Here is a 12,272-nt window from a genome sequence, read left to right on the forward strand (position 1 = left end):
CAGGGCCTGCTGGAGCGGAGCGGTCACGTGCTCCTGCCCGATGACCTCGGCGAAATGGCCCCGAGGCGGCCGGCCAGCGGGTAGGTGAGCAGCCAGCAGCCGTGTGAGAGCGAGAACTGGGCGGCGAAGGCGGCGGGCAGGTCGGCGGGGGCGACCGCGTCGCGCAGGACACGGCCGGTCGGGGTGAGGATCAGCGAGCCGGCCGCACCGAAGGCCGCCCAGAGCGCCAGCAGGGCGGGCCAGCGCCAGGACGCCGGGCCGGCCGCCGTCAGCCCGGCCAGCGCGCCGAGCAGGCCGGCGGTGCCGAAGGCCGCCGGGAGCATCACCGCGCGGTCGGACAGCCGGTCGAGCGCACGAGGCAGCAGCAGGGCGACCGCCATCGAGCCCGCGCCGTAGGCGCCGAGCGCGAGCGGGACGTCGCCGGGCGGGCGGCCGAGGCGGTCCCGGACGTAGACGACGGTGTTGACGATCACCATGGCGCCGCCGGCGGCGACCGCGAGGTCGAGCGCGAGCAGCGCGCGCAGCCGGGGCCGCGCCAGGAAGAGGCGCAGGCCCCGGCCCGAGCGGGCGAGCACACCGGAGGCGGGCGCGCCGGCACGGGAATCGGCGCCCGGGGCCGGGGCCTGGCCAGGGGCCGGGACCGGCTTCGGCACGACGGCGGAGACCACCAGGGCGGCCGAGGCGAGGAACCCGGCCGTGGTGCCCCAGAACAGCCAGTGGTAGCCGACCAGGGCCAGCAGTCCCGCCGCGAGCACCGGGCCGGCCACGCTCTCCAGGTCGTACGCGAGCCGGGACAGGGACAGCGCGCGGGTGTAGTCGCGCTCCTCGGGCAGCACCTCGGGGATCACCGACTGGAACACCGGGGTGAACGCCGCCGAGGCCGACTGCAGCAGGAAGATCAGCAGGTAGACCTGCCAGACCGCGTCGACGAACGGCAGCGCGAGCGCGACCGTCGCCCGGATCAGGTCGGAGGCGACCATCAGCCGGCGGCGCGGGATCCGGTGGGCCAGCGCACCGGCCACCGGCGCGATCCCCACGTAGGCCACCATCTTGATCGCCAGCGCCGTGCCGAGCACCGAGCCGGCGTCGGCGCCGGCCAGGTCGTAGGCGAGCAGGCCGAGGGCGACGGTGGCCAGTCCGGTGCCCACCAGGGCCACGACCTGGGCGGCGAACAGGTGCCGGTAGGTGCGTTCGCGCAGCACGGACAGCATGGGACCCCGTTCGGACTCGGCCCGCCGGACGGCGGCGGGCGGACGACGGTGCGCAGGACGGCAGGGCGCCGGCGCGGTGGCAGGGCGCCGGGACGCCGGGGCGATGACATCAGCATAGGACAACATGTGCATACGTGTGCACCTATTGCCGAGAGGAGGCCCTCGCACAGCCCGGCCGCCTCCCGGCCGCCTCCCGGCAGCCCTCATCCCGGCAGCCCTCATCCCGGCAGCCCTCATCCCGGCCGCCCGCGTGACGGCAACCCGCGTCCCGCCGGGCCCGGCTCAGTCGTGCGGCGGCAGCCCGCTGATCTGGTGGTCGGCGACGTTCAGCGCCTCGTTGACCAGCCGGCGCAGATGACCGTGCCGCAGCGCGTAGACCACCCGCCGGCCGTCCTTGCGGGTGGTGACCAGCCCGGCCAGCCGCAGCTTGCCCAGGTGCTGGCTGACCGACGGCCGGGCCGCGCCGCAGGCCTCGGTCAGCGTCGTCACATCGGCCTCGCCCTCGCTCAGCCGCTGCATCAGCGCGAGCCGGGTGCGGTCGGCGAGCAGCGCGAGGATCCCGGCCGCCGTCTCCAGCCGTTCGTCGTTCCCCGCCGCCTCGCCGCTCCCCGGCAGCGTGCCAGCGCCGGGCTGCTGCGACCGATGCGCACCTGACAGTTGAAGGCTCCCGCTCATGGGCACATCGTAGAGCTCCCGCCGTACGGGCTCACCCGTGCGCGCGCCGCCGCCGCGTGCCCCGAGAGCAGGGTCGCGGCACGGCGGCGGTGCCATGGGTGAGCGGCCGGCGGCGGCTCAGGAGAAGTCGAGCGACCCCGTGCGGGTGCGCTTGAGCTCGAAGAACTTCGGGTAGCCGGCCAGCAGCCGGACGCCGTCGAAGACCTTCACCGCGTCCTCCCCGCGCGGGATCGCGCTGAGCACCGGCCCGAAGAACGCGGTGCCGTCGACGTGGATGGTCGGCGTGCCGACCTCCTCGCCGACCGGGTCCATGCCCTCGTGGTGGCTCTTGCGCAGCGCGAGGTCGTACGCGGTGCTGTGGGCCGCGTCGGCCAGCGACTCGGGGAGCCCGGCCTCGGCCAGGGCCTCGCGGATGACGGTGTCGTCGGCCGGCCGGTCCTGGTCGTGCAGGCGGGTGCCGAGCGCGGTGTAGAGGTCGCGCAGGACGTGCTCGCCGTGGTGCTCGGCGGCGGCGATGCAGACGCGCACCGGCCCCCAGCCGGTGTCGAGCAGGCGGCGGTAGCGCTCGGGGAGGTCCTCGCGGCCCTCGTTGAGGACGGACAGGCTCATCACCCGGAAGGTGAGGTCGAGTTCGCGGTGGCGCTCGACCTCCAGGATCCACCGGGAGGTGATCCAGGCGAAGGGGCAGACGGGATCGAAGTAGAAGTCGACTTTGTTGGTCACGACGCCGAGCCTAGGGGCCGGGTGGACCGGCGGACAGGGCCGGTCCGGCCCGCGGTTCCTGGGCCACTTGCTCCCCGGCCGGCGGACGGCCCGGCCCGCGGGTCAGGCGTTCCGCAGGTCGGCGATCCGCTTGATCTTGCCGACCGAGCGCTCCAGGCTGTACGGGTCCAGCACCTCGGCCTCCACCGTCACCCCGACACCGTCCTTGACCGCCCGGACGATCGCCGCCGACGCGGCCTCCCGCTGCTCGGGCGTCGCGTCGGGCCGGGCCTCGACCCGGACCGTCATGTGGTCCAGCCGGCCCCGGCGGGTCAGCCGCAGCTGGAAGTGCGGCGCCACGGCCGGGAGACGGAGCAGGATCTCCTCGATCTGGGTGGGGAAGACGTTCACCCCGCGCAGGATGATCAGGTCGTCGCTGCGGCCGGTGACCTTCTCCATCCGCCGGAACGCCGGGCGGGCCGTGCCGGGCAGCAGACGGGTGAGGTCGCGGGTGCGGTAGCGGATGACCGGCAGCGCCTCCTTGGTGAGCGAGGTGAAGACGATCTCGCCGCGGGTGCCGTCCGGCAGCACCTCGTCGGTCAGCGGGTCCACCACCTCGGGGTAGAAGTGGTCCTCCCAGACGTGCAGCCCGTCCTTGCTCTCCACGCACTCCTGGGCGACGCCCGGCCCCATCACCTCGGAGAGGCCGTAGATGTCGACGGCGTGCAGGTCCATCCGCTCCTCGATCTCGCGGCGCATCTCCTCCGTCCACGGCTCGGCGCCGAAGATGCCGACCCGCAGCGAGGTGTCCCGCGGGTCCACGCCCTGCTTCTCGAACTCGTCGAGCAGGGTGAGCAGGTAGGAGGGGGTGACCATGATGATCTCGGGCCGGAAGTCCTGGATCAGCTGCACCTGGCGGGCCGTCATGCCGCCCGAGGCGGGGATCACCGTGCAGCCGGCCCGCTCGGCGCCGTAGTGCGCCCCCAGGCCGCCGGTGAACAGGCCGTACCCGTAGGCGACGTGCACCTTGTGGCCGGCCCGGCCGCCGGCCGCGCGGATCGAACGGGCCATCACGTCGGCCCAGACCGAGAGGTCGTGCTCGGTGTAGCCGACCACGGTGGGCCGGCCGGTGGTGCCGCTGGAGGCGTGGATCCGGCGGACCTGCTCCATCGGGACGGCGAACATGCCGAAGGGGTAGGTGTCGCGCAGGTCGGCCTTGGTGGTGAAGGGGAAGCGCGCCAGGTCGGCCAGGGTCCGGCAGTCCTCGGGCCGTACGCCGGCCGCGTCGAACTTCCTCCGGTACAGCTCGACGTTGTCGTAGGCGTGGCGCAGCGTGTGGCGGAGGCGGGTCAGTTGGAGCGCGCGCAGCTCCTCGCCGGTCAGCCGCTCGCCGGCGTCCAGCAGTCCGTCCGGGAGCGGCTCGCCCAGGCGGGTCCGTGCGGGCTCCGGGCCGGCCGGCGTGCTGGTCATCGCTACTCCTCCACCGTCGGAGACGGCCGGCCGCACCGACCGCCGACCGACCATTCGGTACGCGCTCGGACACGGCCAAGTAATCCAGCACCCGAACCGCCTGTCAAGGGTCGCCGCGCAGGCCGGAGCCCTGCCGTCCCGTCCCGGCGCCGCGCGCCCCGATGTGCGGCCGACGCACGGCCGACGTGCGGCCGAGGCGCGCCCCGATGGACGGCCGAGGCGCAAGCGGGACCGGGCATGACGAAAGTCATGGCTGCATATCTGCCGAACGGCAGATGGCAGCGCGCCGCCGGTCCGGAAGGCTCGACCACGTCACCACCGGGCCGACCGAGAGGGCGGAGCTGCATGCTCGAACTGATCGACATCACCAAGGTCTACAAGGGCGGGAAACGGGCCGTCGACGGCCTCTCCCTGGAGCTCGGGCCCGGCCTGCTGGGCCTGCTCGGGCCCAACGGCGCGGGCAAGTCCTCGCTGATGCGGATCGTCGCCACGGTCACCAGGCCGACCGCCGGCCGGCTCCGCTACCGGGGCGCCGACCCGCTCGCCCAGCCCGACCTGCTGCGCCGCGAACTCGGCTACCTGCCGCAGGACTTCGGCGTCTACCCGAACCTCACCTCGCGCGAGTTCCTCGGCTACCTCGCCGCCGCCAAGGGGCTCTCCGCCCGCTCGGCCCGGGCCCGGATCGAGGAGCTGCTCGCCCTGGTCAACCTCACCGAGGCGGTGAAGCGCCCGCTCGGCGCGTACTCGGGCGGCATGCTGCGCCGGGTCGGCATCGCGCAGGCGCTGCTGGCCGACCCGCAGGTGCTCGTGGTCGACGAGCCCACCGCCGGGCTCGACCCGGAGGAGCGGGTCCGGTTCCGCAACCTGCTCAGCGAGCTGGCGGCGACCCGGGTCGTGCTGCTCTCCACCCACATCGTCCCGGACGTCGAGTCGGTCGCCGCCGACCTCGCCCTCGTGGCCGGCGGCCGGCTGCTGCGCCGCGGCACCCCCGAGCAGCTCACCGGAGAACTGGCGGGCCGGGTGTGGGAGTTGCTGGTCGACCCGGCCGCCGTGACCGCCGTACAGGGCCGGTACCCGGTCAGCCGGATGGTGCGGACGGCCGACGGCGTGCGGCTCCGGGTGCTCGCCGACCGGGCCCCGTCCGGCGACGCCGTCCCGGTCGCACCGGACCTGGAGGACGCCTACCTGGCCATCGTCCGGCCGGCGGCCGGTCCGCTCGGCGGTCCGCTCGGCGGGCCACTCGGCGGGCCGTTCACCGGGCCCGGCGCGGAGGGCGCGCCGTGGCAGCCGGCGGTGCGGCGGTGACCGCCGGTGCCCTGGCCCGCCTGGCGGCGGGCGACTTCCGTGACCGGGTCCGGCGCCCGGCCTACGCCGTCACCCTGCTGGCCGCCGTCGGCCTCGGCTGCCTGGCCGTCCCGCCCGCCGACGGGCACTGGGTGATCCTGGCCGTCGGGCGCTACCGCGGCGAGTACAACAGCGCCTACGTCGGGCTCGCGACCGCGCTGGCCGGGGCGCTCTGGCTCACCGTCGGCGGGTTCTACGTCGTCCGCAAGGGCATCGGCCGGGACGAGGAGACCAGGGTCGGCCAGGTCCTCGCCGCCACCCCGCTGCGCAGCTCCGGCTACCTGCTGGCGAAGTTCCTCAGCAACCTGCTGGTGCTCGGCTCGATGCTCGGCGTGCTCGCCCTGACCGCCGTCGCCATGCAGCTGGTCCGCGGCGAGGACCGCGCGGTCGACCCGGTGGCGCTGTCGACGCCCTTCCTCGTGACGGCGCTGCCGCTGCTCGCCGCGACCGCCGCGGCGGCCGTCCTGTTCGAGACGCTGCCGCTGCTGCGCGGCGGCGCGGGCAACGTGGTCTGGTTCTTCGTCGCCCTGGCCGTGACCATCGGCGGGCAGTCCCCGGGCGCGGCGTTCGGCGGGCTCGGCGTCGCCCAGGCCGCCGGATCGCTCCGTGCCGCCCTGGGCGTCACGGGTGACGTCGGCGACGGGGAGTTCAGCCTCGGGCTGACCAGGGTGGACACCCCGCTGGTGCCGTTCCGCTGGGCGGGCGCCGGGCTCGACGGCGGGTTCCTGCTCCAAAGGCTGCTGCTGGTGCTGCTCGCGACGGCCGTCGCGGTGCTGCCCGCGTTCTGGTTCGGCCGCTTCGACCCGGCACGCGGCGGCCCGCCCGCCGGCGCGAACGCCGAGCCCTCCGGTGCGGCCGCCCTGCCCGCCCCCGTACCCGCCACCGTGGCCCTGCCCAGGACCGCCCCCGCGTTCGGCGCCACCTTCGGGCGGCTGCTCGCCGGCGAGGTGCGGATCCTGCTCGGCGGGGTGTCGCGGTGGTGGTGGCTGGTCACCGGCGGGCTGACCCTGGCCGGGCTGACCGTCCCGCTCGACGACGTCACCGGCGTCGTGCTGCCGGCGCTCTGGGTGTGGCCGGTGCTGCTCTGGTCCCGGCTCGGCAGCCAGGCGGCCGAGCACGACCTCGACGTCCTGCTCGCCGCCTACCCGGCGCGGCGCCGCCGGCTGCTCGCGGAGTGGGCGTCCGGCGTGGTGCTCACCGCCGTGACGGGGGCGGCCCCGTGCATCCGCCTCGCCGTCGCCGGTGACGGCCCCGGCCTCGCCGCCTGGACGGCGGGCGCCCTCTTCGTCCCGTCGCTGGCCCTGGCCCTCGGCGTGCTCTCCCGTACCCACCGCGTCTTCCAGGCGCTCTACCTGCCGCTCTGCTACCTGGTGGTCAACCAGGTGGCCGCGCTCGACTTCATGGGCGCCGTCCGCACCGCCGGCCACCCCGCCGGCCCCGGCCCCCTGCTCGTCGCCGCCGCCGCGCTGGCCCTGCTGGCCGCCGCCTTCCTGGCCGCCGCGGCCCGCCGGGAGGTGAGGCGGTGAAGCCGCCTCCAGCGGGCCGGCGCCGGCGGCGCTGCTCCGCCGGCGCTGCTCCTGGCGGCCGCCGGGTGTGCGACCGTCACACGGAGGACGGTCCGCCGCCTCCGGGGTGCGGCGTGATCGGGCCGCGCCGAGGCCGGCTCACGCCCCGCCCCGAGACCGGGACGGGCCGCGGCTCACCAGGTGCGGGCGGCGGCCAGCAGGTGGTCGCGGACGCGGGCGAGGTGGGGGTTGGCGGGGGTGCCGGGGCGTTGGACGAGGTAGCCGGTGTTGATCGGCGGGTCCGCGGGATCGTCCAGCCGGACGAGGGCGCCGGAGTCGAGCAGGGGTGCGCAGAGGTAGCGGGGGACGACCGCGAAGCCGGCCCCGGCGGCCACCGCGGAGACGACCCCGCGCAGGTCGGGCACGGTGAGCGCGGCGCGGCAGTCGAGGCGCCGGCCGAACACGTGGCGCCAGTAGCGGCGCACGATCGGCAGGTCCTCCGCGTACGCGACCAGCGGCACCTCGTGCAGGGCGGCCGGCCCCTCGGCGGCGAGCCGTCCGTGCAGGCGGGCGGCCCAGACGGGTGCGGCGACCAGCACGAACTCCTCGTCGGCCAGCGGCACGGCGGCCAGGGTGCGGCCGCGCGGGCGGGTGGTGGCGATGACCAGGTCGTGGCGGCCCGCGCGCAGTTCCTCCAGCAGCTGGTCGGTGAGCCCCGCGGTCACCCGCAGCCGGACCCCGTCGGCGACCAGCGGGGCGAGCGCGGGCAGCACCAGGGTGCAGAGCAGCTCGGCCGGCCCGGCCAGGTGCACCGGTTCCACGGCCCGGGCGGGCCGGACTCCGGTACCGGTCGCGGCGGCGAGCGCGTCCAGCGGCGCGGCGATCCGGGCGGCCAGTTCGTCCGCGACGGCCGTCGGGGCGACCCCGCGCGGCAGCCGTTCGAACAGCTCGCGCCCGCCCTGCCGCTCCAGCGTGCGGATCTGGGTGGTCACGGTGGGCTGGGACAGGCCCAGCACCTGCCCGGCCGCGGTGAACGACCCGGCCCGGTAGACGGCCAGGAAGGTGCGCAGCAGGTTGAGGTCGGCGGGCACCCCGGGCTCGGGCGCCGGCACGCCGGGCGCCGGGGCCGGCGCTCCGGGCGCGGGCATCGACGGCGCGGGCATCGACGCCACGGGCCTCGACGGCGCGGGCCTCGACGGCGCGGGACCGGCGGACGGATCACGGGGGCTCACCCGGCAAGCCTATGCCGCTCCGCTCCGCCCCACCCATCGGAATTCCTATGCCACGTATCGGCACTGCCATTGGTCGAACGCCGGACTCCCGCCCTATCGTCGGGTTCATCGCCGAGCCGGCCGGCGTCCTCCCCCGGTCTGCCCTAGAGAGAAGAGCTCCCAGCATGTCGAAGATCCTTTTCGTCGTCACCGGCGCCACCCACTGGACGCTCGCGGACGGCACCCGGCACCCCACCGGCTTCTGGGCCGAGGAGGCCGTCGCCCCGTACCAGGCGTTCACGGCGGCCGGGCACGAGGTCACCGTCGCCACGCCCGGCGGCGTGGTGCCGACGGTCGACCGCGGCAGCCTGGCGCCGGAGGTGAACGGCGGGCCGGAGGGCGCCGAGCGGATCGCGGCCGGCCTCGACGCCTTCGCCGGGCTCCGGCAGCCGGTCCGGCTGGAGGACGTGGACCTGGCCGACTACGACGCCGTCTTCTACCCCGGCGGTCACGGCCCGATGGAGGACCTCGCCGTCAACGCCGACTCCGGCCGTCTGCTGGTCGCCGCCCTGGACTCGGGCAAGCCGCTCGGCGTGGTCTGCCACGGCCCGGCCGCGCTGCTGGCCGCCACCCGCGCCGACGGCGGCAACGCCTTCGCCGGCTACCGCCTGACCGGCTTCACCGACGCCGAGGAGACCCAGGCCGGCCTCGCCGACAAGGCGAAGTGGCTGCTCCAGACCCGGCTGGTGGAGGCCGGCGCCGACTTCCAGGAGGGCGAGCCGTGGGCCCCGCATGTGGTCGTCGACCGGAACCTGGTCACGGGCCAGAACCCGGCCTCGTCCGTCCCGCTCGCGGACGAGCTGCTCCGCAGGCTGGGCTGAGCCCGCCGGGCCCCTCGCGCACGCACCGGCGCCGCGCCGCCCGGCCGGTGGGTCACCCGCGCAGCTCGTGCACCAGGTCGTGTGCGCCGCCGCTGACCACGGCCGTCACCGGAAGGCCGGCGGCGGCGAGCAGACCGGCCGCGACGGTGGCCCGGCGGCCCCGGCCGCAGACCGTCCAGAACTCCCGGCCGGGCGGCAACTCATCGATCCGGCCGGGCAGTTCGGTGAGCGGGACGGCGAGCGCACCGGGCACCGGCGGCTCGGCGGCGGACCGCACGTCGAGCACCTGCACCGGCAGTCCCCCGTCCCGGGCCAGGGCGCCGCGCACCTCGGAGACGTCGGCCGTCCGGATCACGGCGAGCGGCCCCCCGCTCGCCCGCCAGCGCTCCACCCCGCCGTCCACCCACCCCACCAGCCAGGCCTCGTAGCCGATCCGCAGCAGTTGCAGGACGGCCTCGCGGCCGGCGTCGGCGACCGGCTCCGGCAGCACCAGGACCAGCGGACGGCCGAACGGCACCACCTCGCCGACCAACGCCGCGAAGGAACCGTCCAGTTCGTTGCCGAGCGAGCCGGGCAGGTGGGCGTCGGCGAACGCGCGGCGGTCCCGCGCGTCGACCACCAGCGCGCCGCGGTCGACCGCCAGCCGGACCTCGTCCGGGGTCATCGGCAGCAGCACCGGCGGCCCGCCGAGGACGGCCGGACCGGCCCGGTTGAGCGGGCCCATCCGGCGGTAGTAGGCGGGCGCCGGCGGCAGGCCGAGCATCCGGGTGGCGACGAACGCGTCCTCGTCGGCGGCCAGCAGCGCGGGATTGGCCAGCAGTTGGTCGCCCACCGTGCTGGTCCGCTCCGTCGCGTCCGCCCCGATGGAACACGAGCTGCCGGCCCCGTGGGTGGGCAGCACCCTGGTCCCGGACGGAAGCCGGGCCAGCCTCCGGAGCGAGCGGTACTGGGCGCGGGCCAGGTGCTCGGTCCGGGCGGGGCCGGACAGGTCCGTGCGGCCGGCGCTGCCGACCAGCAGGCTGCCGCCGGTGAACACCGCCACCGGGCGGCCGCCGCCCGCGTCGCCGTCCGGGCCCGCGCCGAGCACCAGGTAGGCGGTGTGCTCGGCCGTGTGACCGGGCGTCTCCAGGGCCTGGACGCGCAGCCCGCCGAGGGTGAGCTCGTCGCCCTCCGCCAGTGGCAGGTGGTCGAAGCCGTAGCCCGCCCGGGCCGGACCGGCGACCGTCGCCCCGGTCGCCGCGCGGATCTCCAGCGCGCCGGACAGGTAGTCGTTGTGGACGTGCGTCTCCAGGACGTACCGGATCCGGAGCCCGCGCGCCTCGCAGGAGGCGAGCAGCGGCCAGCAGTCCCGCTGCGGGTCCACCACCAGGGCCTCGTCGCCCGCGGTGAGCAGGTGGCTGGTGTCGCCGAGGGCCGCGGTGGTGAACGACTCGACGGCGTTCGTCCCGCCCGTACCGCTCGTACCGCTGCCGCCCGTACCGCCCGCGCCGCCCCCGCCGTTCGTGCCGCTCGTCCTGCTCACGCCGTTCGCGGTGTTCAAGGCTGCCCGCTTGCCCGCGTCCGGCCGGGCCGGGACCCTCCGGTGGGCGGTGCCACCACCACGACCTCCACCCCGGCCACCCGGTTGCACCCGTACCCCTGCTCGTTCCACGGTGTCCGCAGCGGCTGGGTGCGCCCCTCGGCGTCGGTGGCCCGCGCCAGCAGCAGCCGCGGCCCCGCCAGCCGCGGGGTCCACCGGTACGTCCACTCCGTCCAGGCGTAGCGGCCCGCGGCGGGCGCCAGGTCGGCCGGCCGCCAGCCGGCGCTGCCGACCCGCACGTCCACCCGGTGCACCGGCACCCCGTCCGACCAGGCCCGTCCGCGGACCGTGCAGACCAGGCCCAGCGGCAGCCGCGCTCCCGCCTCCGGGGCGGTGACCAGCGACTTCACCCGGATCTCGCCGACCGGCCCCTCGGGCGTGCCGTCCCGGCCGGTGCGCGAGTGCCGGTAGACGTACTCCTCGGCCTGGAACGGTCCGGTGAACGGCCGCGCCACCGCCCGCACTCCGACCAGCCACTTCACATCGGCCACGCCGTACCGGCCGGGCACCAGCAGCCGCACCGGCGCGCCGTGGCCGGGGGTCAGCGGGGCGCCGTTCATGTGCGTGGCGAGCAGCGTGTCGGGGTGCCGGGCGAGACCGGCCGGCAGGCTCCGTTCGAAGGCCGTGCGGCTGCCGTGCAGGTCGCCCGCGTCGGCCCCGGTGAACACCAGCTCCACGGCCGAGGACCGCAGGCCCGCCCGGGCCAGCACCGCCCGCAGCGGCACCCCGGCGAACCTGGCGCACCCGACGGCGCGTTGCTCCCACGGCACGCCGGGCGGGCGGGGCGTCATCAGACTGCGGCCGTTCCCGGCGCACTCCACCACGACGTCCAGCTCGCGCATCGGCAGGGCCAGCAACTCGGCGTACCCGAGGTCGAGTTCGGCGTCCACTAGGCCGTCCACCCGGAGCCGCCAGCCGGCCCGGCCCAGCCGCGGCACGCCGAAGTGGTCGCGGACGAAGAACGCGCCGGTGGGGGTGAGCGGTTCGGCCAGCGCCGCCGCCGGCGTCTGGGCGTTGTACGGGTCCGCGGTGACCGTCTCGGGCGCCCAGCCCTCGGCGGCCGTCCCCTTGCGGGCTGTCGTCGTCATCCCGGTCACCGCCTTCGTCCGCCGTACCGTTGCCGCTGCCACGCCCGGCTCGCACACCCGGCGCATCCACCGCACCCGAGGCATCCACCGCACCCGACGCACCGGACGCACCCGATGCTCACACCGCACCCGACGCTCACGCCGCACCGCCTCCCACCGGCACCCCGCCCGGCTCGCGGACCCGGGCCAGCGCGCGGCGGGCGCCGAGCGCCTCGAACACCTCCGCCGCCTCGGCCCGCAGCCGGCGGTCCGCAGCCCCCGTGCCGTGGCCACCGCCCGCGGCGGCCGCCTGGGCCTTGGCGCGGGCCGTCCAGTACGGCTGCCCGGCCCGCTCGTACAGGCCGGCGGCCGCCAGGTGGCGCCTGCGCGCGCCGACGGGGTCGCCGCGGGCGGCGGCCAGCGAGCCGAGGGCGGACTGCGCCATCGCCCGCCAGGCCGAGCTGTCGAACCGGGCTGCGACCCGCTGGGCGGCCTGCGCGTGCTCGGCCGCGCCGCCGGCGTCGCCGAAGGCCGCGAACGCCTCTGCCGCGACCGGGTGGAGCAGCGCCGTGCAGCTCGGGCACTCACCGCGCCGGACCGCGGAGGCCGCCGCGGCCCGCGCCGCGC

General features: G+C 76.5%; 10 protein-coding genes and 1 pseudogene. 3 read left to right on the forward strand and 8 right to left on the reverse strand.

Annotation, left to right across the window (positions count from 1 at the left end):
- Positions 1–23 precede the first annotated feature (23 nt).
- The 4 genes from ABZ885_RS26195 to paaK form a co-directional block, all read right to left on the reverse strand.
- Complete coding sequence (locus ABZ885_RS26195) at positions 24–1,211, reverse strand: MFS transporter (protein WP_360193308.1); 1,188 nt, start codon at positions 1,209–1,211, stop codon at positions 24–26.
- Positions 1,212–1,493: 282 nt separating this feature from the next.
- A complete protein-coding gene (locus tag ABZ885_RS26200) occupies positions 1,494–1,886 on the reverse strand; it encodes a metalloregulator ArsR/SmtB family transcription factor (protein WP_360193311.1) in 393 nt (130 codons plus the stop codon).
- A 117-nt stretch (positions 1,887–2,003) separates the two neighbouring features.
- Positions 2,004–2,609: a disulfide bond formation protein DsbA gene (locus ABZ885_RS26205; RefSeq protein ID WP_360193314.1), complete on the reverse strand. Its 606-nt coding sequence runs from the start codon at positions 2,607–2,609 to the stop codon at positions 2,004–2,006.
- A 102-nt stretch (positions 2,610–2,711) separates the two neighbouring features.
- Positions 2,712–4,058: a phenylacetate--CoA ligase PaaK gene (paaK, locus tag ABZ885_RS26210; RefSeq protein WP_360193317.1), complete on the reverse strand. Its 1,347-nt coding sequence runs from the start codon at positions 4,056–4,058 to the stop codon at positions 2,712–2,714.
- Positions 4,059–4,403: 345 nt separating this feature from the next.
- Between paaK and ABZ885_RS26215 the strand changes: the two genes are divergently transcribed.
- A complete protein-coding gene (locus ABZ885_RS26215) occupies positions 4,404–5,363 on the forward strand; it encodes an ATP-binding cassette domain-containing protein (protein ID WP_360193320.1) in 960 nt (319 codons plus the stop codon).
- The gene (locus tag ABZ885_RS26220) at positions 5,339–6,928 is read left to right on the forward strand and encodes a hypothetical protein (protein WP_360193323.1); all 1,590 of its coding nucleotides are present in this window, start codon (positions 5,339–5,341) and stop codon (positions 6,926–6,928) included. The genes ABZ885_RS26215 and ABZ885_RS26220 overlap by 25 nt, the downstream gene beginning before the upstream one ends.
- 173 nt (positions 6,929–7,101) lie before the next feature.
- Here the strand turns inward: ABZ885_RS26220 and ABZ885_RS26225 are convergent, their stop codons facing one another.
- Complete coding sequence (locus ABZ885_RS26225) at positions 7,102–8,055, reverse strand: LysR family transcriptional regulator (RefSeq protein ID WP_360193335.1); 954 nt, start codon at positions 8,053–8,055, stop codon at positions 7,102–7,104.
- 248 nt (positions 8,056–8,303) lie between these two features.
- Here ABZ885_RS26225 and ABZ885_RS26230 point away from each other — a divergent pair, with 248 nt between their 5' ends.
- Complete coding sequence (locus ABZ885_RS26230; protein ID WP_360193326.1) at positions 8,304–8,999, forward strand: type 1 glutamine amidotransferase domain-containing protein; 696 nt, start codon at positions 8,304–8,306, stop codon at positions 8,997–8,999.
- A gap of 52 nt (positions 9,000–9,051) precedes the next feature.
- Here ABZ885_RS26230 and ABZ885_RS26235 read toward each other — a convergent pair whose 3' ends face one another.
- From ABZ885_RS26235 to ABZ885_RS26245, 3 genes and pseudogenes are all read right to left on the reverse strand, one after another.
- Positions 9,052–10,521 (reverse strand): MBL fold metallo-hydrolase, encoded by a 1,470-nt coding sequence (locus tag ABZ885_RS26235; protein WP_360193329.1) that lies wholly within the window; start codon positions 10,519–10,521, stop codon positions 9,052–9,054.
- Positions 10,522–10,535: 14 nt separating this feature from the next.
- The gene (locus ABZ885_RS26240) at positions 10,536–11,666 is read right to left on the reverse strand and encodes a sulfite oxidase (RefSeq protein WP_360193332.1); all 1,131 of its coding nucleotides are present in this window, start codon (positions 11,664–11,666) and stop codon (positions 10,536–10,538) included.
- Positions 11,667–11,802: 136 nt separating this feature from the next.
- Positions 11,803–12,272 (reverse strand): annotated as a pseudogene (locus tag ABZ885_RS26245) (hypothetical protein); the annotation flags it as partial.

It is taken from the genome of Kitasatospora sp. NPDC047058 (genome assembly GCF_040643935.1).
Lineage (GTDB): Bacteria > Actinomycetota > Actinomycetes > Streptomycetales > Streptomycetaceae > Kitasatospora.